21 protein-coding genes, 3 tRNA genes and 1 pseudogene are annotated in these 22096 nt (G+C 40.4%); 7 read left to right on the top strand and 18 right to left on the bottom strand.

Annotated features, from left to right (window positions below):
• Nucleotides 1-150 precede the first annotated feature (150 nt).
• Together Aba26S_RS13190 and glpK are read right to left on the bottom strand one after the other, a co-directional pair.
• Nucleotides 151-909, bottom strand: coding sequence for a DeoR family transcriptional regulator (locus Aba26S_RS13190; RefSeq protein WP_005243523.1), 759 nt, complete (start codon nucleotides 907-909; stop codon nucleotides 151-153).
• 52 nt (nucleotides 910-961) lie between these two features.
• Complete coding sequence (gene glpK / locus Aba26S_RS13185; RefSeq protein ID WP_005243524.1) at nucleotides 962-2476, bottom strand: glycerol kinase GlpK; 1515 nt, start codon at nucleotides 2474-2476, stop codon at nucleotides 962-964.
• Nucleotides 2477-2766: 290 nt separating this feature from the next.
• Between glpK and Aba26S_RS13180 the strand changes: the two genes are divergently transcribed.
• Nucleotides 2767-3189, top strand: coding sequence for a hypothetical protein (locus Aba26S_RS13180; protein ID WP_043972580.1), 423 nt, complete (start codon nucleotides 2767-2769; stop codon nucleotides 3187-3189).
• Nucleotides 3190-3245: 56 nt separating this feature from the next.
• On the opposite strand, the gene Aba26S_RS13175 is transcribed toward Aba26S_RS13180, so the two are convergent.
• From Aba26S_RS13175 to folD, 3 genes are all read right to left on the bottom strand, one after another.
• Nucleotides 3246-3530, bottom strand: coding sequence for a GNAT family N-acetyltransferase (locus Aba26S_RS13175; protein ID WP_043972578.1), 285 nt, complete (start codon nucleotides 3528-3530; stop codon nucleotides 3246-3248).
• Between the two features lie 162 nt (nucleotides 3531-3692).
• Entirely contained in the window at nucleotides 3693-4361 is a 669-nt protein-coding gene (locus Aba26S_RS13170; RefSeq protein WP_016651634.1) for a methyltransferase, read from the bottom strand.
• Nucleotides 4362-4410: 49 nt separating this feature from the next.
• The gene (gene folD / locus Aba26S_RS13165) at nucleotides 4411-5259 is read right to left on the bottom strand and encodes a bifunctional methylenetetrahydrofolate dehydrogenase/methenyltetrahydrofolate cyclohydrolase FolD (RefSeq protein WP_043972575.1); all 849 of its coding nucleotides are present in this window, start codon (nucleotides 5257-5259) and stop codon (nucleotides 4411-4413) included.
• Between the two features lie 152 nt (nucleotides 5260-5411).
• Between folD and Aba26S_RS13160 the strand changes: the two genes are divergently transcribed.
• Nucleotides 5412-5485, top strand: a tRNA-Cys gene (locus tag Aba26S_RS13160).
• A gap of 8 nt (nucleotides 5486-5493) precedes the next feature.
• Nucleotides 5494-5579: transfer RNA gene (locus tag Aba26S_RS13155), tRNA-Leu, on the top strand.
• A gap of 125 nt (nucleotides 5580-5704) precedes the next feature.
• On the opposite strand, the gene Aba26S_RS13150 is transcribed toward Aba26S_RS13155, so the two are convergent.
• Complete coding sequence (locus Aba26S_RS13150) at nucleotides 5705-7465, bottom strand: alkaline phosphatase (RefSeq protein WP_043972572.1); 1761 nt, start codon at nucleotides 7463-7465, stop codon at nucleotides 5705-5707.
• A 213-nt stretch (nucleotides 7466-7678) separates the two neighbouring features.
• Between Aba26S_RS13150 and Aba26S_RS13145 the strand changes: the two genes are divergently transcribed.
• Nucleotides 7679-7764, top strand: a tRNA-Leu gene (locus Aba26S_RS13145).
• Between the two features lie 141 nt (nucleotides 7765-7905).
• On the opposite strand, the gene pgaD is transcribed toward Aba26S_RS13145, so the two are convergent.
• The 7 genes from pgaD to Aba26S_RS13110 form a co-directional block, all read right to left on the bottom strand.
• A complete protein-coding gene (pgaD, locus tag Aba26S_RS13140; RefSeq protein ID WP_005243536.1) occupies nucleotides 7906-8322 on the bottom strand; it encodes a poly-beta-1,6-N-acetyl-D-glucosamine biosynthesis protein PgaD in 417 nt (138 codons plus the stop codon).
• Between the two features lie 32 nt (nucleotides 8323-8354).
• Nucleotides 8355-9611: a poly-beta-1,6-N-acetyl-D-glucosamine synthase gene (gene pgaC / locus Aba26S_RS13135; protein WP_043972569.1), complete on the bottom strand. Its 1257-nt coding sequence runs from the start codon at nucleotides 9609-9611 to the stop codon at nucleotides 8355-8357.
• A 13-nt stretch (nucleotides 9612-9624) separates the two neighbouring features.
• Entirely contained in the window at nucleotides 9625-11622 is a 1998-nt protein-coding gene (gene pgaB, locus Aba26S_RS13130) for a poly-beta-1,6-N-acetyl-D-glucosamine N-deacetylase PgaB (protein ID WP_005243539.1), read from the bottom strand.
• Between the two features lie 255 nt (nucleotides 11623-11877).
• The gene (locus Aba26S_RS13125) at nucleotides 11878-12279 is read right to left on the bottom strand and encodes a hypothetical protein (RefSeq protein WP_005243540.1); all 402 of its coding nucleotides are present in this window, start codon (nucleotides 12277-12279) and stop codon (nucleotides 11878-11880) included.
• A 365-nt stretch (nucleotides 12280-12644) separates the two neighbouring features.
• Nucleotides 12645-12986, bottom strand: coding sequence for an FKBP-type peptidyl-prolyl cis-trans isomerase (locus Aba26S_RS13120; protein ID WP_005243541.1), 342 nt, complete (start codon nucleotides 12984-12986; stop codon nucleotides 12645-12647).
• A 30-nt stretch (nucleotides 12987-13016) separates the two neighbouring features.
• Nucleotides 13017-13547: a YaeQ family protein gene (locus Aba26S_RS13115; RefSeq protein ID WP_005243542.1), complete on the bottom strand. Its 531-nt coding sequence runs from the start codon at nucleotides 13545-13547 to the stop codon at nucleotides 13017-13019.
• 84 nt (nucleotides 13548-13631) lie between these two features.
• Complete coding sequence (locus Aba26S_RS13110; RefSeq protein ID WP_043972566.1) at nucleotides 13632-14639, bottom strand: GTP-binding protein; 1008 nt, start codon at nucleotides 14637-14639, stop codon at nucleotides 13632-13634.
• Nucleotides 14640-15117: 478 nt separating this feature from the next.
• Here Aba26S_RS13110 and Aba26S_RS13105 point away from each other — a divergent pair, with 478 nt between their 5' ends.
• On the top strand, nucleotides 15118-15306 hold the full coding sequence (locus tag Aba26S_RS13105) for a hypothetical protein (protein ID WP_043972564.1): 189 nt from the start codon (nucleotides 15118-15120) through the stop codon (nucleotides 15304-15306).
• A gap of 133 nt (nucleotides 15307-15439) precedes the next feature.
• Here Aba26S_RS13105 and Aba26S_RS13100 read toward each other — a convergent pair whose 3' ends face one another.
• The 3 genes from Aba26S_RS13100 to Aba26S_RS13090 all read right to left on the bottom strand — a co-directional run bounded on the left by Aba26S_RS13100 (nucleotide 15440) and on the right by Aba26S_RS13090 (nucleotide 17288).
• Nucleotides 15440-15961 (bottom strand): acyl-CoA thioesterase, encoded by a 522-nt coding sequence (locus Aba26S_RS13100; RefSeq protein WP_005243546.1) that lies wholly within the window; start codon nucleotides 15959-15961, stop codon nucleotides 15440-15442.
• Nucleotides 15962-16180: 219 nt separating this feature from the next.
• Entirely contained in the window at nucleotides 16181-16804 is a 624-nt protein-coding gene (locus Aba26S_RS13095) for a MarC family protein (protein ID WP_043972562.1), read from the bottom strand.
• Nucleotides 16805-16871: 67 nt separating this feature from the next.
• Nucleotides 16872-17288 (bottom strand): J517_1871 family lipoprotein, encoded by a 417-nt coding sequence (locus Aba26S_RS13090; protein ID WP_043972560.1) that lies wholly within the window; start codon nucleotides 17286-17288, stop codon nucleotides 16872-16874.
• Nucleotides 17289-17612: 324 nt separating this feature from the next.
• Here Aba26S_RS13090 and Aba26S_RS13085 point away from each other — a divergent pair, with 324 nt between their 5' ends.
• Nucleotides 17613-17948, top strand: coding sequence for a hypothetical protein (locus tag Aba26S_RS13085; RefSeq protein WP_005243553.1), 336 nt, complete (start codon nucleotides 17613-17615; stop codon nucleotides 17946-17948).
• 168 nt (nucleotides 17949-18116) lie between these two features.
• On the opposite strand, the gene Aba26S_RS13080 is transcribed toward Aba26S_RS13085, so the two are convergent.
• Both Aba26S_RS13080 and Aba26S_RS13075 read right to left on the bottom strand, forming a co-directional pair.
• Nucleotides 18117-19004, bottom strand: coding sequence for an ArgP/LysG family DNA-binding transcriptional regulator (locus Aba26S_RS13080; protein ID WP_043972557.1), 888 nt, complete (start codon nucleotides 19002-19004; stop codon nucleotides 18117-18119).
• Between the two features lie 243 nt (nucleotides 19005-19247).
• Nucleotides 19248-20411, bottom strand: a pseudogene (locus tag Aba26S_RS13075) (MFS transporter).
• 557 nt (nucleotides 20412-20968) lie between these two features.
• On the opposite strand from Aba26S_RS13075, the gene Aba26S_RS13070 reads away from it, so the two are divergent.
• Complete coding sequence (locus Aba26S_RS13070) at nucleotides 20969-21565, top strand: LysE/ArgO family amino acid transporter (RefSeq protein ID WP_005243561.1); 597 nt, start codon at nucleotides 20969-20971, stop codon at nucleotides 21563-21565.
• Nucleotides 21566-22096: the final 531 nt, after the last annotated feature.

Raw genomic sequence — 22096 nt, 5'->3', positions numbered from 1 at the left:
AATAATCAAAACTGAAAATAGATGTATACAAAAAGATCACGATTGAGCAATGCAAAGACCGCTCGGGCTTACAACATTCTTCTTATTTAAATAAACCTGAACCAGAGACACTCGGCTCAAGAAAAGTAACAATTTTTCGAAAGTGAAGATCTATTCGGCAACAACCAGAGCAACATCTAGCTCACGGATTGTTTTCATAAATTCTTCGCTTGGTTGTTGATCGGTAAAAATACAATCCACCTGCTTTAGCGACCCCAAACGAATCATGGCATTACGGCCAAATTTACTGCTATCTGCCGCAAGAAACACCTGACGTGCGCTAGATACAATTTCCTGAGACACACACACTTCCTGAAAATCGAAATCGAGTAACGTACCATCTTCCTCAATTCCACTAATTCCGACCAGTGCATAATCTGCTTTAAACTGTTTAAAGAAGTCCGCAGTCGCCTGACCAATGACTCCGCCATCTGGACGAACACGCCCACTGGCAATCAAGACTTCAAAATCTTCTTTGGTACTAAGGATTTTGGCGACATTAAGATTATTGGTAATAATCCTTAAACCCGTGTGATTCAACAAAGCATGTGCAATGGCTTCTGTTGTGGTTCCAATATTAATAAATAAAGAGGCATAATCAGGAACAGCTGCAGCCACTGCGGCTGCAATCATTCTTTTTTGTTCCAGCATGTGCCCAACACGCATTGTGTATTCAGTGTTTTCTACACTCGAATCATGCGCCGCCCCACCATGATAGCGACGGAGCAAACCTTCATCTGCCAATTGATTGATATCACGGCGAATCGTCTGTGGGGTAACATCAAAATGTTGAGCAAGTTCTTCAATACTGATATAGCCACGTTCTCTCACCAACTCGAGGGTTTTCTGTTGGCGTAGTATCAAGCTCATGCTCATCCATCCTGTGTTGTTTTAAGTCCGCTTAAATTGGAGCTATTTTAGCTTAATCTTCCGCCCAATCACGAGTGCGTCCGACTGCTTTTAACCAACCTTTATAAAGTTTCTCAGTCACATCTTGACTGCACTCTGGCACAAAGGTGTTTTCGATCGTCATTCTACTCTTTAATTCATTCAAATCCGACCAGAAACCGACTGCCAAACCAGCCAAGAATGCCGCACCCATCCCCGTGGTTTCTTTCATTGCAGGACGTTCTACTGAAGTTCCCATAATGTCAGCTTGGAATTGCATCAAGAAATTATTGGCAGTAACACCACCATCAACACGTAAGGTACGTAACTTTTCACCCGAATCCTGCTGCATGGCATCCAGAACATCACGGGTTTGATAAGCAATCGACTCGAGCGTTGCACGAATAATGTGTTCGATGCTCACACCTCGGGTAATCCCCAAGATTGCACCACGTGCGGTAGGATCCCAGTATGGCGCACCTAAACCAGTAAATGCAGGGACCACATAGACACCATTGCTGTCTTTGACCTTGGTTGCATAGTATTCAGAATCATGCGAATCATTAATCGCCTTGAGTTCATCACGCAACCACTGTACACAAGAACCACCATTGAATACCGCACCTTCCAATGCATAGTTCACTTCACCGCGTGGACCACACGCGATTGTGGTCAATAAACCATGATCAGACTGAACAATACGTTTGCCTGTGTTCATCAGCAAGAAGCAACCTGTACCATAGGTATTTTTTGCTTGCCCCACTTCCACACACATTTGTCCAAATAACGCAGCTTGTTGATCACCTGCAATACCTGCAATCGGAATTCCAATCTCTTGTCCGCTAATGGTATGGGTATAACCATAAATTTCGGAAGAACTACGGACTTCAGGCAACATTGCTTTTGGAATGTTTAACGCTTCAAGAAGTTTGTCATCCCATTGCAAAGTCTCGATATTGAATAACATCGTACGTGAAGCATTGGTATAGTCTGTGACATGCACTTGACCGTTGGTCAATTTCCAAAGTAACCAGGTATCAATCGTACCAAATAGCAACTCACCACGTTCTGCACGTTCACGGCTGCCTTCAACGCGATCCAGAATCCACTTAATTTTAGTTGCCGAGAAATACGGATCAAGTACCAGACCTGTTACTTTGTGGACATAATCCTGCCAACCGTCTTGGCGCAGTTGATTACAAATTTCATTGCTTTGACGACTTTGCCATACAATTGCATTATAAATAGGCTTGCCGGTCTGCTTATCCCAAATCACCGTGGTTTCACGTTGATTGGTGATCCCAATCGCTGCAATTTGCTCGCTAGAAATACCTGCTTGCGCTAAAGCTTCAACCCATACGGCGCTTTGAGTCGCCCAGATTTCCATTGGATCGTGCTCAACCCAACCTGGCTGCGGGTAAATTTGCGTAAACTCACGCTGAGCAATACTGATGACATTCGCATCGTGATCCAACACGATCGCACGTGAACTCGTTGTACCTTGGTCAAATGCAACCACGTATTTCTTTTGACTATCTGTAGAGATCATGACATACCTATCCAGACTTGCTTAATTGAGGGCTAAGTCACATTTCAACAAACCCCATCTTGCAATAAATTAAATGCCCGTTAAAAAACGGGCTCCAATACTGCAAAAAAGCAATGACTTCTGTATTAAATAAAAAACTTGGCAGATTATATGCAAAATTGTTCGAAAACGAAAATTCTTTGTTTAAATTTGAAGCTAAAAAACGATGAATAGCCTGTATTTTAAAGATTCCTCACAATAAAAAACTTATTTTATGCGATACTAAAAGCAGAAATAACGGGATCATTGATATGAAAAAAACGAATTTATTGTTAATTGTGAGCGGTGCTCTTGTTCTTGCAGCCTGTCAAAGTAGCCCACATCAATATAATGGTATGACAGGATACCAAATCGAAAATAAAACAACGTCTTCCGCAACAATTTCTTATACGCTTGCGGCCCGTAGCAATCGCGATGTGGATGAGAAAAAATTACAACATGCGTGCAAACAAGTTCTTGGTGTAGAAAAAAACTACAAAATTTCAGTACTGAGTGTTAACGAAATCATGAATCCTGCTCAACAGGAACAATATGGTGTAAAACTGGGCAACAGTCGCACAACTTTTGGCCTGTCGAACTCACCCGATTTAAATAATAGTGAAGGTTACGCAACCCGCCAAGCACTTGAGGCACGTCCAAGCACACTTAAAGTAGTTCGTTATACTTGTTCTTGATGGTTTTGTTCAATCCAAGTGGATGTGTTCAAAACTGAATACATCCATACTTATTTTTATACTTTTAACACATCACGAATCGATGGATCCTTATCAAATACAGATTTTGCAAAAGGACATAAGGGAATTACTTTCACCTCACGCTCACGCACAAAAGCGATCAATTCATCAAGAAGCTTACGTCCCACTCCCTGACCGCGAAAATCCTCATTCACATCGGTGTGATCAATAATCAACATCTCACCTCCAGCCCAAGTATAGGCCATTTCACCTGCCAACACTTCACCTTCAAATAACTGAAATGTGCCGTGCTTACCATCATCAGACTGCTGAATCGCCATATCATGCTCCTTTTGCTTTTCGCCGTTGATTCACTCAATAAAGTTGAAACTTATCGTGTCGCTCTTTCACTCAATGTTTTAACATGGTGTTTCAGACTGTTTTGTTAAGATTTTTATTGCTTCACCCAGCGATTTTCATCTTGCTCATTGGTTGGACGTGGTTTATTTAGTCCGATAAAAACTGACATTTCGGAACTCTTTGGCTTCATCCAAATCAGGCCAAGTCGTTGCACTACGCTCATCAATTTTGAGATATTGTGGATGACTAAAGTTTTTGACACGGCTATCCGCCACCCATACCTCAGGTGCAAACTTTAAAAACTCATCAAGAAAGAAACGATTGGACTGGTCATATAGTACATCTGCCGCCAATAACACATCGACTGGCTCGGACTGATACAAATCGTCCAGATATTCAAGTTCAACATCGTTTAACAAGGCATTTTCACGGCATGATGCAAGACTGACTGGATCAATATCACAGCAAATCACCCGCTTGGCACCCGCCATTTTTGCGGCAATTGCCACCACACCAGAACCCGCCCCAAAATCCAGCACCACTTTATCTTTAACATGATGCGGTTCTGCCAACAGCCATTGTGCCATTGCCAAACCTGAGGCCCAGCAAAAGATCCAGTATGGCGTTTCATTCCAGATTCTTCGAATGACTTCATCATCCAAGCGATCGGTTGGGAAGACAGGTGGAATCAACCAGAGTGAAATCGGCGTTTCAGGTAACTGTTGCGCCAGCAAATCGGTGTTTGGAATCACCTCATGCAATGCTTTAAGCAATTGCTCAGGTGCTTTTGCAAATTGAAAAGTACAGCTCATATTTGTTTAGTTCTAAAAAACCCCTCTTCGCGAGGGGTTATTAATCATTTTACGCTAATGCTTTTTCAGCAGCTTCTACAGTTTGACGAATCAAGGTGGTGATCGTCATTGGACCTACACCGCCTGGAACAGGCGTATAAGCAGAAGCAACCGCTTCGATACCAACTAATTGGATATCACCAACGCCACCGCCATCACGTGGATGGAAACCTGCATCAACCACAACCGCACCTTGCTTGATCCAGTCTTTTTGAATCAATTCAGCCTTACCCACTGCGCCAACAACGATATCAGCTTGTTTTACGAAATCAGCAAGGTTTTTAGTCCGTGAATGGCAAATCGTGACGGTTGCATTGGCTTGCAACAACATCATCGCCATCGGTTTACCCAGAATTGCTGAACGCCCCACAACAACAGCATGCTTACCTGCAATTTCAATCTTGTTTTCTTGCAAGATGGTCATAATACCTGCTGGCGTTGCAGAGCCATAAGCAGCTTCGCCCATCGCCATACGACCAAAACCTAAGCAAGTCACACCATCTACATCTTTTTCCAGTGCAATCGCATCAAAACATGCTCTTTCATCAATTTGTTCAGGTACTGGATGTTGCAGCAAAATGCCATGCACATCTGGATTGGCATTTAATTTTTCAATTTCAGCCAATAACTGCTCAGTTGTGGTTTCTTTTGGCAACTCAACTTTCAGCGAGTCCATGCCAACACGACGACATGCATTGCCTTTCATACGTACATATGTTGCAGATGCACCGTCATCACCCACCAAGATCGTTGCCAAGATTGGGGTACGCCCCGATTTTGCTTTTAAAGCTTCTACACGTACCAACAAATCCGTTTCAATTTGTTTTGCTAATGCACGACCGTCTAAAACCAATGCCACAGCGCATCTCCAAAGTGGGTATGAATCAATTGCGTAAATAATACATGATAATTTGAGCAATATTCTTTTAGATGTTGTTTTTATGTGCATATTCGCGAAAAACACTATTGTTTTTTTTTTAAAGATTGCTAATATGTGCATCACCAAGAGATGGCGGGGTGGCAGAGTGGTCATGCAGCGGACTGCAACTCCGTGTACGCCGGTTCGATTCCGACCTCCGCCTCCATTGGTAAAGCCCGAGTGGTGAAATCGGTAGACACAGGGGATTTAAAATCCCCCGCCCACAAAGCGTGCCAGTTCGAGTCTGGCCTCGGGCACCATCTTTCAGCTACTGAAATATGGTGCAAATAAAAATCCAGCGCAGGCTGGTTTTTTTATGCCTAAAATTTAGCTCAGAATAAAAAAGCCAAGTACATTGACTTGGCCTTCCCTCGCTTTTTTAACTTTAAGCCACTTGCTGCCCTGTTTTTACTGGCAGTAAGTTTTTATCTAAAACCAACTGATAACCACGGGTTGTATCAATCACATATTCAGGTTTTTTGATCGAATCGACATAAATCCATTGTGATTGCACTTGTGCAGTATCAAATTGAACAATCAAATAGCCTCTCTGATTTAAGTTGCAGTAATTCAACTCATCAATCAAGGTCGTGAATGCAAATTCAAACTGCTGTAATTGTGCAAGTGGAATATTTAAATACTTTTCCAGACCTGGTGAAGACACTGAACTGGTTGCCAACTCCACCCCAACAAATGCCCCATCTTTGCTGTATAAGTTTGACGACCAAGCATTATGAGTATCCCCCGCCAGCACCACCACCTTTTTCTTTAATTGTGCCAAAGCACCATACACAATCTCACGCTCAGCAAAATAGCCATCCCACGCATCCAGATTATAAGGTGCAACAGTTAACACACGCGCTTTTTCTTGTGCTGTTAAAGTTGGATCACCTTTTTGCAGGCGAATCTTTAAAGTCACCAATTCAGTAATTTGCGCATTCATTTTATTTAAGGTGTCCGCACTCGGATTACCTGCAGTAATTTCAGCCAAAGCCAGTAGTAATTCCGCTGGAACCAACATCTTGGTCATCAGAATCTGCTGACCGAGTACATTCCATGCTGCATTGGACTGCTGTAACTTACCAATTAACCAGTCGCGTTGGGTATAGCCCATTAAAGTACGTGCTGGGTTGGTCAAATCTGCTTGGAATTTTGCAATATCCAAACCATTCGCCGTCATATAATTGGCATAGTCCAACTGTTCATCACGTGCAATAATACGGGTATCCAGCATGGTCAATTGAACCAGATTACCGAAATCGAATTGGCGATAAATCTTGGTGTGTTGTTCATCCACAGGACGGATTGGCATCCATTCAAAATAAGCCTGTAAAGCCGCGAGCTTACGATCAAGGAATGGCCCTTCGTTTGGCTGATGGTTTTCAGCCCCATCGCGCCATGCATCGTTCGCAAGTTCATGATCATCCCAAATCACAATAAATGGGTGACGATGATGTAGTGCCTGTAAATCTTTGTCTTTACGATACAGCGCATAACGTTTGCGATAATCCTCTAGTTTGATAATTTCCTTATTGTTGTCTGCTGCAAGTGTCCGCCCCAATTTCGCTGCATCTTCTGCTGCATAGCCATCTGCACCATATTCATAAATATAGTCCCCCAGATGAATAACCACATCAACATTTTGCTTGGCCATTTCACGATACACATAGAAATAGCCTGCTGGATAGTTGGAACATGAACATACCGCAAAACTTACCTTTGAGGTACTGGTTGGTAAGGTCTTGGTTTGTCCAATCGGTGAAAACTTATCGCCAAAGCTAAAGCGATAGAAATAACTTTGATCTGGTTTTAAACCTGTCGCATCTACTTTCACAGTAAAATCTTGGGCTGCTGTAGTCGTGACTTTATCAGTTTTAATAATTTGCTTGAATTGCGAGTCTAGCGCAATTTCCCAAGTCACTTGTAAACGCGCACTACTGTCACTTGGTGTTAAACGTGTCCATAAGATCACTCGATCTTGCAAAGGATCCCCACTAGCCACTCCGTGTTCAAAGTTCACTTGTAATACTGCTGTTTCTTTATCCGAACTGTCATTACAACCGGTAAATCCCGCAGATAAAGATAATGCCCCGAAACCGAATAGACTTTTTTGAATGAGTTCCCGTCGTGAAATTTTTGCTGTCATTTAGATAGCTACCTTAACTTTTATCACTATAAATAAATGACTTAAATTAACTCGCGTAGATGAAACTTTGATCTCAGTTTGATGAAAGAATCATGAAAGTTATATGACAGTGCTTAATTTTCATCAGATAAACACATGAATTGATTGAAAAGAAAGCAAATCGTCTGTTTTACTCTTGCCAAGCTTTAATGTGTCCTCTATTATTGCGCACATGCCCGAGTGGTGAAATCGGTAGACACAGGGGATTTAAAATCCCCCGCCCACAAAGCGTGCCAGTTCGAGTCTGGCCTCGGGCACCATGTTTCAGCTAGTGAAATATGGTGCAAATAAAAATCCAGCGTAAGCTGGTTTTTTTATGCCTAAAATTTAATAATCATGCATAAAAAATGCCTTAATAAAAATATTAAGGCATTCGATATTTTTGATTTTAATCAGTCAACTTATTCTACGCGAATAATCTTACCATTCTCATCATGATGCACGATGCTGACTTTCTGCTGACGCCCTACCTGAATCTCTTGCTCAGGCAATTCAAAATAACGTGCATAATCTGGCAAGGTCTTTTCTACCGCATGCTTTTGGTGTATACGTTTTGAAGGCAAAAAGCTCCATAATAATAATGCAATTGCACACATAAATAGTGCTGTAACACCATGCTCAATCCCATCACCAAAGGCCGTCATTAAACGCTGTGCGATATGCGTTTTTTGTAACTCAACCAACACCCACACCAAAATAAATGGACGCCACAACAGCAACCACCCCGCCCACATCATTGCGGTTGTTGTCGTTGAAAAATAACGTTTATGCCATGGCAACTGGCGACGTACATCAATAATCAAACTGTCTGCTTTCATTGCTTTTTACTCAGCAAAATAAATCTTTAGACTCAACGAATTCCACGATCTGGGCTAATCCAACGGGCACGCTTCCCATCATTACGCAACAGTACCTTTGGAAAGGCGACGATTGTAGCAGTAATCGTGATCAACCAAAACACAAAAGGATACCAAATCATCCAATAATAATTTTTCCCAAGGTTTGGTTCATAACGACTATCCATCCATTTGCTTAAAGCAAACTGAATTAAACAGGTCGCACCTAATAAAATTCCACTACCATATGGTAAAAATGGTGAACTCACCACAGCCAGAGCTGGAATCGCAAAGATAAAATGCAGTAACCAGATCACGGCCATTATAAGCATTAAATATGACCAAACGAGTGTTAAACATAACTCAAACATCAATGGCCATAAAAAATTAAGCTTGGGCTTGAGGAAAACGTCAATATTCTTAATCAGTACCTGTGCCCCACCCATAGCCCAGCGCAAGCGCTGTTTCCACAAACCATTTAAGGTTTCTGGCATTAAGATCCACACCAAGGCATTTGGTTCAAAGCGTACATCCCAACCTGCACGTTGTAGCTTCCAGGTAATATCAATGTCTTCGGTCAACATATTTGGTGACCAGTAATCAACCTGATGCACGGCGCTTTTACGGAAGGCCGTAATTACGCCAGAAACTGTAAATAGACGACCAAAGGTTCGTTGAGCACGCTTAATCATGCCGACAATTGAAGAAAACTCCCCAACCTGTATTCGCCCCAATAGGGTCGAACGCGTACGGATACGTGGATTACCCGTGACTGCCGCGACTGTTGGGTCTTCCAAGAAGTGGCGCATCATCCATTTAGCCGCATAGGGATCCAGTAACGCATCCCCATCAATTCCAATCAAAAATTCAGCATCGGTCATCAAGCTACCCGCTTGTAGTCCCATCGCCTTACCCTGGTTTTGCGCCAAATGAACGACTCGTATTTTTTCATATTGAGTAGCCAAGCGATCTAGCACCTCACCAGTATTGTCAGAACTGCCATCATTAATCGCAATCACTTCAAAATTTGGATAATCCAGCTTAAGTGCATGACTAATGGTTTCCTCTGCATTATCACCTTCATTAAAACACGGTACCAATACCGCAACTTTCGGATATTCAGGCAAAGCGGCAGGTTGCTGATATGGTGGATCTTGGCGCTCTTTCCAATAAAAAATGATTGCCCCGACCATCCATAAATACGACATAAATAATGGATAGTAAAAAACAAACTTAATGGCGTATGACCACAATAAAGCAATCCAACTCATCTACATTACTCGACTATGGTACTAATTGAGATGATTTTAGACTAAAAGCCTTATGCATGGTTTCGACATCTGGATGTCCTTTGATCGGATCATCTGGATAATACGCCACATGCATTGCACCCTGCTCATATAAAGACTTGATCGTCGCTGCCATTTCTTCAGATGGAACTTTTTGATCATTACGCCAGTTTACTGCCTGCAACTCCATCACGGTCTTTTTAATGCCGTTCGGATATTGCTTCACACGATTGAGAATATCCGTATAAAACTTGGTTGGATTATCCGATTTTTCCATATATGGCATTGCCATAATTGCAGTAAAATCATAACGATTTAAGGATTGCTCCAAAGATTGAGCATACCAGTTTTCAGCATAGGCATTTAAAGCCACCTGTGCATACAGATTACGAGCTGTCACAAGGAAGGGTTGATATTGACGCACCTCCGCTGCAAGCTCCATCGCAAAGTCATCTAGATAACGGGTTTTATATGCTGTCCATTTCTGTAAATCTGCATCGTTGTCACGAATCTTAGCTAAATCTGTTGGTAAACCTTGTTTTGCATAGGCCGCCAAGGCTTCTGGACTCGCATCTTCATAATCGGACAATGTCACATCATCATGGAACAACAAACCATCGAATGGTGTCGATTTCGCTAAGTCCTGATAAATCTCTTTAATGGTTTGACGCGCTTCTGGCGAGAATGGGCTGAGACGAATATAGCCCATATTCAGATGCTCACCTGCTTTAGCCTGCTGAGTTTCGACCAAATCTTTTGATACAGGATCCGATTTTGGTAGTTCCCATGCCAACAGCGGCATCCAGGCATATAAACGCTGTACAGGTGTCCGTGTCTGAATCTGCCAAGCGACACGGTTAAATAAGTCTGCACGCATTGGAATATGGCGATTTGGGAAGTAAACCATATCTGCAGAACCATTGGCATCAGGATCAGAGAAGGCTTGCAAATAAACAGTATTCACCCCCATACCATTAATACGATCAATTAAATGATCTAGATTACGTTCTTGCTGTTTGGCATCTGGGTCATAGATATAATCTAAATCGACATGCATGATTTTTTGCGGTCGATTATTGTCATTTAGATTCAATTCCCGATTTTTAATCTCTTGTGCCAAGGTACTGGTCGACATATTCCCTTGAATTAAGATACGACTCATATTTTGCAGCGATTGCTTGGCATGGTCTGCCCCATCATCCAAAGTAATGGTAATCGGCATCCCTAACTGTTTAGATATCTGCACCAGCTGCATATTATAGCGACCATACGGCCAAACCATCACACGTGGTGAGCGTAAACCATGTGACTTTAATAACTCATTATTTTTTTTAAGATCCTTGAAAACTCGTGCCTGATAAGCGGCATCACTTTCATAACTCTTGGTTTTAGGATCATAAATACGGGTGATCGCAGCAGGCTCTGAATTTCCCTGCGGATTACCATTTACCCCTTGATGTAAATGATAACTATGACTGGCGATTTCAACCAGACCACTGCTTTGCATTTCCTTAAGCTCATCCCAACTCAGAATTTTATTTCGCTCAATCAGTTCGCCACCAAAATCGACTTTCTGTCCTGCTTTGGGTTCCAGCCACGAACCAACCACAGCCAAAACCACAGGGATCTTTTTCGCCCGAATAACTGGATAAGCATTTTGATAAAAAGACTGATAACCATCATCCACTGTCAATAACACGGGCTTAGTTGGCAACTTATATTTACCTTGGTGAGCCTTGATTAGTTGATCCACATTGATAAAGTGATAACCATTCTTTTGCAACCAATCAATATGCTCATCAAACTGTTTTGCTGTAACCGCGTAACTTGGGATCAAGGCATCTTTTCGATCCGTGATTTCATGATATCCAATGACGGTTAATGTGGTTGCATCAATTTGCGAATTCGCCGCAACAGTTGTGGAGCAGGCAACTACTCCAAATACGAGACCAAGAAAAACTTTTAAGGTCGGAGACACGAAACGTGTTGTCATAGAGATATCGTCTCAAAATTGGAATTCAATGATCGCAGATCATGCCTTTATCATCTTACAGTTTAATGGACTGATAAGATATTTTTGAATGGTCAGCAAGAACTAAGGATTGTATTTATAATTTTAAAAACTGAAAATAAACTTAAATATATTTTTTATGAAATCAATCACACTTTAACTGAATATATTTTAACGAGAAGAACAGCCTCAAATCTATTTGATCAAGATTAGAGGCAAACTAAGACAGTTATCTATTTAATACTGAATTGACTGAAAGTTCGGATGATCGGCGAGCTGCTGTAAATAATGACGCTCTTTCTGATAAAAATACTTATTCAAACGATTCACCCACTCTCCTCGACGAAAAGTCTGGATTCTTTTATGCACCCCATCATAGTCCAATAACACGACATTCGTATCATTCTCACCCAAAGCCAAACGAGTGATTTTATAGTCATGGGGAGCATATTGATGTGATGGTTGCAATGACCTGAGAATTTCAACTTTATAATTCCCATCCATCCAATAATGTTTATCAGTCAATGCTTTTTCGTTGACCCAAAAGCCTGTTTGCGCACCGTCATGGGTATCTATCAGAAAAAAATGATCCAACTCTCTTAATAATTCCGATGCCGTGATATCCAGATAATCATTCATATCAGCCTCTACTCACTCAATTTTTATCTTACTTATGTTACATTTTTTATAATCGGTTGCTATCAAGGGATTCACCCCAATCCACTTCTAGCCACCCAGAGAGCAAAGTTTCAAACACTTGAAAAGCACATTGCTATTCAAAATTAAAGCTGATCAAAAAATTGCCCTTTCAACTCAAAGATATACAGGACTGTATGTAGAAGCAATATTTTTTTCATAGCCTGTAATAAAATTCAGATAAAAGAAATAGTTTTAAAATCAGAATCTTATTATAAAATCGACAGTACCAACTTATACATATGATTTTCAAGTGATTTTGTTGAAAAACCTAACCCAATCACTTGAATTTCAGTGCGTGCGAAATGTTATTCGTCGCGTGTTTTTACATCAAAAAGCTCAATTTCAAAAGTCAAATTGGCATTGGCTGGAATAATTTTACCGATTTTACGAGAACCATAAGCCAAGTGAGCTGGTACAATCAGTTTACGCTTTCCACCCACACGCATGCCCATAATGCCTTGATCCCAACCTTTGATCACACGACCCGTTCCAATCACGGTCTCAAAATAGCTGCCACGATCAAGTGACGAATCAAACTTGGTACCATCCTCAAGCCAGCCAGTGTAATGTGTCGTAATTAAAGCACCTCTCACTGCTTCTTTACCCTCACCCACTTTTAAATCAATGATTTCTAATTCTGTGCTCATTAATATCTCTCCAGATCACTCAAACTAAAATTATTGCAATTGCTGCCACTGGATGTCGACTTGACCTTGATCACTTAACAAGGTCCATTCACCATCCATAATATTGAGCTGTAACTGCATGGTTCGCTCACATAAGCCTTCAAGTGCTTGCGTAGTTTGGGGTGCCAACCGCCATACTTCCACATTGCTCAGGGTTTTAATTTTGGTGTTTTTCTGCCACCAATCATCGGCTTGAGAGCCATAGGTCACCACTGCAACCTGTTTACAGCGTGCACTGGCTTTTTTCACTTTATCTTCAGACGGACAACCAACTTCAATCCACTTTTCTAATAATCCCGTCAAATCTTTTTGCCATAATGCGGGTTCGTCTGTTTCGAATAAATCTTTGGTAAATTCTAAACGTTCATCAGCATAACGTGCATAAGCCAGAATACGAACCATCAAACGCTCAATGGTTTCAGATGGATGTAAAGCCAGTGTCAGTTGATAATCGGCATAGATATGCTCATCCATATTGGCAATATTCAGATCTGCCTTATATATTGTTGCTTTTAACGCCATAAACGATACTCTTCAATACGGTGTACTCAAATTTGGCGCTAAGCATACTCTATTTTTTCAACAAAAATATGTGCTTTGATCATCTTAGCCATTAATCTGATCAATCCGACAACTCAATAATTGTGTTTCAAATAACAGCCAATCCTGTGCCGATTGGCCAATAATCTCAATTCGGTTATCAATACTCTCTTCAGCAGATTGATAGTTAAATTGCTGCGGATTAAAGTTAAAACTTTTCCACCCCTGATCGGTATTAAATATACCTTTGATTCGTAGCCAATCCTGCTGAGCACACAGCAGATCTAACAGATCATAAAAGCTGAATTGCCAACGCTTAGGCAACTTCCAACCTGCTACCGTATAGCCTTGAGCCATTTCAACATAATGATAGGGAAGCTGCTTTATTTGTGGCAGTTGCTCAGCAGCGAGCTGTGCTTGTTGCAACTTGAGTAAAGGTTGAATCTTGCGTTGCAACGGTTGCTGCACAATATCAATCTGCTGCATCTGCACTTGCCCATATTCAGCTTCAATCCAGTGTTGGACATACGTTTCATATTCTTGTTTTAAGGCTGTATAGGCCTGATGGTCTGCTGTTGTCATGCAGTCCGTATGCGACAACACCACAATTTGTGCAGCTTTTAATTGATCACGATATAAATTCTGCTCGACCCAGTCCTGATCATGTAAGCGACTGCCATCGACCACAATCACCAATGCCCGCATGGCCAAGCTATTTTGCCAATGTGGTTCAGTGAGTTGTTCTAATAATTGTGCAGGATGCCCTAAACCTGTTGGTTCAATAAATAAACGATCAGGCTTACTTTCACTAAGCAAACGAGCCAATGCGATTTGCATGGGCAACTGACTACTGCAACATAAGCACCCACCTAATAACTCTTTCACTGCATAACCGGATTGCTGTGTAATCAGTTGTTGATCCACTCCAATTTGCCCAAACTCGTTCATCAGGATTGCCCAGACTTCCTGCTCTGGTTTTTGGGTCAATAAATGCTGCAACAAGGTGGTTTTACCTGCTCCTAAAAAGCCAGAAATAATATGGGTGGGAACTGTTTTGGGAGCAACAAATTTCACGGCCAACTCGTCTTAAGAATTTATTTCATTCTAAAGAGAAAAATGAATGAAATAAAATAAACTCTAAAATAGTGCAAGCAATCCAACCCAAATAACACTAAATAAAAATAAAGAGACATCTATCACAAAGTAAATCTAAAAATCTTATTTACATTCTAAATATAAGTGATTTATCCAATTATTCGTTTTTAATAAAACTTAATCGAATGTTTAAACGCGTAAAAAACAAGATTAATTTTTAATCAAAAAAACATATTTTCATACATTTTCATCCTTAATTTCTTCATGATGTTTTACATAGAAACTACATAAGGAGATTCAATATTTCATATTGTTAAGATTGACGTAATAGATTGTTAAGAATATTGCCGCATCAGCGTTTGGCACATAGCATGAACCTCATGCCGAATAAGCGATTTAGATGCCCTAAATCATTTTATTGAGGCTGTTATTTTAAATGAAATAAAGGATGCCAAACATGAAACTTATCAAAACACTTCTTGCGACGACGCTTACACTTGCAGCAGCATCGACATTTGCAGCACCTGCAGATGCTCAAACTGAAGATAAAGTCGTTGTTTCAACTCAAGAACAACCAGAAACTCAAGCTGCAACTGATGCAACTGCGACCGAAGCACCAGCATCGACTCCAGCACCAACAAACTAAACCGATCTGAAGGTTCCTCCAGACCTTTAGACCCACATTTGTAATGACTTAACGCTTATCTCATTACAAATGTAAAAAAAGATCGAACCATGCTGCGGTTCGATCTTTATTTTTTTAAAACATGGATAATGATTTAACATTGCGTCGATTTTTTAAACACACTACATGAAGGTTGATGAACTTCCTGCAAACGTGTCGCCTTACGTTGCTCCGCTGCTTCAAAACGACAACGTTTCCATTCAGTATCCAGATTTAATGCTGGAACTTCTTTTGGCTTACGTTGCTCATCAACAGCAACCATGGTGAAATAACAGGTGTTGGTGTGTCGTATGGTTCTTTTTTGAATATTTTGCGCTTCTACACGGATGCCAATTTCCATTGAGGTACGCCCAACATGATTCACGCTGGCAAGGAAAGTAACCAGTTCGCCCACATAAATGGGTTCTTTAAAATTGACACGATCAACAGATAAAGTTACGACGTAGCTACCCGAGTATCTGCTTGCACAGGCATAAGCGACTTGATCAAGCAACTTCAAAATCGTTCCACCATGAACATTACCTGAAAAATTAGCCATGTCAGGTGTCATCAAAACAGTCATCGTCAACGCTGACTGATCGTCAGGTGCTTGGTTAGCTTGATCTAATTGATACATGGAGAGAACTCATAGAGACTGTAACGTGATTATTATCCTTTATTCACGCCTATAAAAATATGCGTAAAGTGCTAAAACATCATCAATTATTTTTATGATCTTTCTATGATTTTATTCAAAATAATGACATTGAAGCGCTTTTATCTAATAGAAATGCCATGAACGTGCAAATCAAATAAAAGCTGCTCCAATCTCCTCAGTGCAACTTGAAAACATTCCTTAACCAAGATTAGCAGAGCGAATCAAGCCGACAATACCATTCACAATCATATCAATGGCAATGGTACCAATCAGCAACGCCGATAACCGCCCAACAATATCAAAATAGCGGTCAATATATTTTGCATGTTTATAGCGCAAATGATCATGACCAAATTTCATTAAAATCAAAATACTGCAAGTCAAAATCAAGGTCAGTGCAATAACCACCATTGCGCCAGTAAAAGGTACACTCACCCCAGTCACAACAGCTGCACTGATGGTACCAGGACCAATCATAAAAGGCATGGCAATAGTACCAGCTAAATGCTCAGGTGCCCCGCGCATCTCACCAATTGTTTCAGCACCTTGGAACACATAGCGGTAACCAATGACTAAGAAAATGAGACCACCAAAAATCTGGAAAGATTCAAAACGCACATTCAAATAGCGACTGAAAATATTCTCCCCACCCCAAGCAAACAGAATAAACACCCCGAAAGCGATCAGACTCCCTTGAATCAAGGCCTTACTAAATATCTTCGCATCTGTATTACGAATCATCCCCACCATATAGACGCTCATAAGGAAAGGATTTAAAAGTGAGAAAAATAATGCAAATGCATGAATATAAGGAGAAAACATAGCACTCTCTTGATCAGCGGAAAACATGAAATGCCGTCATGACATGGAATAAGATCTAGCGATAGATTTATGATCCACTCAAAACTTGCTTACAACGTACTGTTACATGCTTCAATTGATCATCTTTGTTTAAGTCAAAGGTTCCCCCCAAGCCCAACAGACTCATGTGAATCTTGGCGTTGTTATTGTTTAACTCTTTCACGTTAAACTTTATCCCTTGATCGGTGTATAGCACACTATCGACCAACTTTACCTTATACGACATCAGCTCTTTACCATTATCGACACAGAACATCCCACTGCCCTGACGATTCAAACTTAGAACGGTAGAAGAAGGCCCCACCACACCCGCCCAACTTCCTGCAAAAGGAATCTGGGTAGTTGTTAATTGATTAAATTGAGCAGGAGACATCGTGGTAATTGAAGTACAGCCCACCAAACTAAAAGCGAAAATTACGGGTAATAAAATGTTTTTCACAACCATCACCTAAAATGATAAAAATCAAATAATTCTTATTATTTTCCCATATTCATACTTTTTTTAATTGGTATTGCCTGTATATCACAAGTATGGAAAATGTAAAAATACTTTAAAAATTCATCTCTGTATTTTTATCAATATTCAAATTTCATACAACTTGATTTAACCACAGCATCATATTACCCCTTTCCCATGATTCAATTAAAATTCATATCAGCCATAACCTAATATGAATGATCAGACATTAAAGCGCACCATAAATAAAAAATTATCCCTTGATTTTTAGTTCAATCATCTGTAGATTTTCTTTTTGAGCGAGTAATTCAAATGACTTTCCAAGCGATCTTTGAAACGTTTCAAACTCTTCCAAATGGAACGGATGCCTACCAACAATTAAAAAATGAATGTGAACAAGCCATTATCAGGGCAGAAAATCCACTCGAACATTGTTCATTATTTCTTATTTATGGTTTTGCAAAAAATTACGTCTTACTTTATGAAGATCAAGCTGTCACGCCAGTTTTCGCAGACAAAGTGAAAGCACAAATTGTAACGTATATGCATGAGCTGAATGAAGCATTAAGCACGAAAGATACTAGCCGTATATTAACCGCCTTAAATAATGTCTCCAAACAATATGTTGGAAGCTCTAGAATTTTCTAAGCATTGTCGTCCAATATAATATTTAGGCTTGTTTTAGTTTTGACATTACTTCTAAACATTTATTAGGTTTCATTTCGCCGATTAACCGTTTTAGAAGTAATGTTAGCTCATGCATTTAAAATCTTACTCTATACATGATATAATATTTTTTATTGTTACTCTCTCATCTCAGGCCAAAATTAATCGAGTATGATTTACAATATGTTCAGTAAGAAGCTGCAAAGGTTTCGATTGTTGAGTCCAGTGATGCCAATATAATGGAATTTCGATTTTTGCTTCAGGCAATAATTCCTCTAGTCCATCTTCTTTATTTTCAGCATTCAGCTGCAATTCAGGCACCATGCCATAGCCGAGTCCAAACTTAATCGCCGTGACAAAAGACTCTGATGATGGAATCAAATGACAAGGATAGGTTCCTTTCATCAAACCATATCTTTTTTCCAAGATATCGAAATGCATCCGATCTTTCTCATTAAAGATAATGGCTGGCGTCATCCGGAGGTTCTCTCTATGCACCCCTTCGGCAAACCATTTTTTTCGAAAGTGTTTAGTCGAAACCATTCGATAGCGCATCACACCGAGATATTCAGCATTGCAGCCCCGCATCGGTTTATCCTCAATCGAAATACAGGCACTGACCGTTCCCCTCTCCAATAATGAATAAGTATGAGACTGATCATCGGTTCTAAGCTCAATTACAATTTTTTCTTTCAATAAAACTTCTTTTAGTGCTGGAAGTAACCATGTTGCTAAAGAATCTTCATTTGAACCAATCACCGTCTTAAAAAAATTCGACTCGGCACTCCCCGTCAAACCGTGTAATAAATTTTGTTCCAAACGTCTTATATGCTGCAAATGTTCAAACAATTGCTGCCCCGCTTGCGTGAGTACACAGGGACGACCACGAATCAGCAATAATTGCCCCAATTCCTTTTCAAGCGCCTGCACCCGCAAGGTTACGGCTGAAGCAGTAATATAGAGTTTCACACCAGCCTGTTCGAAGCTTCCATTTTCTGCGACCGCAAAAAAGGCCTCACATTGTTTATTATCCAGCATATAAACCTTAGAAAAATTTAGGAAATCCCCAGCATCTTTAATTTTACTAAATTTCAAAAATAAAAAAAGATAACCGTAACAGTTAAATTTTCTATCTGAAAAATTTCCCATTCCTTCGACAAGGGTTCTAGCTACTTTCAGCTCGAATTCTGGTCTACCTTGGCGTCACTCATTTTTCCAAGATCGTTGCCGGTTCCCCCGAATCCTGACCAGCACAAAGGACTTAGTCCTGATTGATGTAGATCAGCCCAATCGCTTTCTCAAATAAATAATACTGAGTAAGGCAAATGCCAAACCTATAAACGACGGCGCATAACCAAAAGGTGTGGCTAGCAACCCAACAATGACCGCACCTGCGACCGCGCCGCCATAATTAAAAATATTCACACGCGCAATAATTTCATCTCGTCGGTTTTCATCTAAACGGCCAACAGCAGAATAGGTCAGTGGAATCAATGCTCCTACAGCAACACCGGCCAGTGCAAAACCTAAAATAACGGTCATTTATGAATGGCTTATACCAGCTAATACACAACCCAATGCGCCGATCAGGAGTGTGACCAAAGCAACCCAGGTCGCTGTTTTAAATTGCAGCAGATAATCGAGGCTTAAGCGTGTGAGTAAAATCCCTATTTGATACGCTGCATAACCTAAAGGAGCAATCGTTGCAGAGCTGGCTAAAACATCTTTGAGATAAATTGAACTCCATGTACTGATTGCGGAATCGACCGTAAATACAATCAGAATAATCACCCCAAAAATGAGAAGTTGCTGATATGGAATTACCGGTTTCTCTTGCGGATGTAATTCTGAACCTTGTTTCTGCTGAAATAACCAGCGTCTAGAGAGTTGCGAGGTGAGCAATGCAATCAATACCGCAATGCATAATGCTGTCGTTGCTCCCAATGAAGTTGAAACAGTGGCTGACATCATTAATGCACCTAAGAATGCAGCCGCTGTATAACAAGCAAAGAATCCACCAAATACACTTTTACCAAGCCGCTGTTCCATCATAACAGCTTGCATATTTAGTGCTGCATCTAAGCAGCCGAGTCCAAGCCCATAAAGTAAAAAGCTAGCAATCATCAGGATCACATTGGGACTCAATGCAGCAATTGCGATTCCGATGGATTCAAAAATAAAACCCGTCACAACAGCAGCTCGTGATCCAAGTTTGACTGCTATCCGATCAGCTAAAATTGAACCGAGTGCCGCTGCAATGCATACTCCCAGAATAATCAGCGATAACTGATCATCCGAAAGCTTGAATCGGCCTTTTATCGTAGGCAGTGCGGTCATCACGGTAGCGTAGCCAAGACCTTGTGTCGCAAAACCGAGCGCAATTACTTTTCGTGTTTTGCTGAGCATTAGATTGTTTACACTCTGGATATTATGATTGAGGTCCATGCCTGACTCACTGACTTATTTTTTTTAAATGTTTGCTTGGTTATTGCCTCGAACACTTCCTGTGTCGACTGTTTTTAATTTTTATTTAAAATGATTCCAAAAATAAGGGGGAATAATGGAAAAATAAGGGGGGAAATTCGGACAACACTATTTTAAGTCGTTTTGTTACACAAAGCTGTTCCTATACGCTGCTTATTCAGCAATATAAATTTCAGATAAGTAAACCTGTAAGCACAATCTATCGCACACGACATAGGCTTTGTTACAACGTCAAAACACCTCCTCTTCAGCGACCACAAAAGAATACCTCACATTGTTTTCTTATTCAGGATATAAACCTTAAAAAAATTTAGCCAAACTCAAACAATCTTAATTTTACTGACTTTTAAAAATAAAAAAAGATAATAGCCAAGAGTAAATTTCAACAGGAAAAGCCTCTAACACTTGATCCAAGCGTTAGACGGAGTGCTTTTGCCTAAATTCATCTGTAAATGACACTGTGATTCTTTTCAATCCAAAGCCAGTACAGACTACCGACATGATTGAGGAGCTAAAATATGACTGCATTTTTCTATGGGCTTGGCATCGGCTTTTCTTTAATTTTAGCGATCGGGGCACAAAATGCTTTTGTCCTGAAACAGGGCTTGAAGCAGCAACATGTTTTCTGGGTCTGCTTAATCTGCGCACTTTCGGATTCTATTTTGATTTATCTCGGGGTCACGGGTTTTTCTAAAATCGTGATCGACTTTCCTTTGATTGTCACAATTGCCAAATATTTCGGCGCTGCTTTTTTATTTTTCTATGGACTTAGAAATTTTTATTCAGCCATAAAAAATAGTTCGGCACTCAACCCGAGTGATATTGAAAAAGATTCACTGCTTAAAATTATCGGGATGTGTCTTGCCTTTACTTGGCTCAATCCACATGTCTATTTAGATACTGTGATTCTGGTCGGCTCGATTTCGGTACAGTTTGTGGATCAGCTCTATTTATTTGCGGCAGGTACAATCCTCGCCTCATGGATTTTCTTTTTTGCACTCGGCTATGGTGCAAGAGTTTTGTTGCCTTTGTTTAAAAAGGCCAGCTCGTGGAGAGTTTTAGATGTGTTGGTTGGCATGATGATGTGGGCGATTGCAACCAAATTAATTATCTAACCCATCCAAGCATAAAAAGCCCTTATTTCAACAAGGGCTTTTTATGCTTTATATCAATATCTTAGATCATTGACTAGTCTTATTGCATATCACGATTCATATACTGAGTGACGAGCTATCCTTGTAATATTCTCCATATTTGTTTGGTGTCATTGCAACAATTGACTGAAACCAGATAATAAAAGTGCACTTCCAAAGCAATCAAAAAAACCTAGAAATATAGGTCACTCTTTGCGTCTAGCGCTCTAAACATTTTGCAAGAGCGACTCTCACGTCCTGTAAAATTGAACCAGAGTTACTTCCTTCTGCACCTAACCTTCTTATTAAGGTTCTAACGGTTATATGCATGTCTTTTGTAGCTATGTGTCTAGAAAATGGAGCTTTTTCAAGCTGTATGGATATTAAAGCTACTATGCAGGTTTGAAAATACCTAGACTGTTTCTTGTTATCCTTGATTAAAAAACACAGGACATTCAAAAAATTTGCATGATGTTCTTGCACTTCAAAATTACGATCCCGATGCTCAAGAAT

It is taken from the genome of Acinetobacter sp. NBRC 110496 (assembly GCF_000876115.1).
Taxonomy (GTDB): Bacteria; Pseudomonadota; Gammaproteobacteria; order Pseudomonadales; family Moraxellaceae; genus Acinetobacter.
Note: the sequence above shows the minus strand (reverse complement) of the source record. Positions and strands in the feature narration are given on the sequence as shown.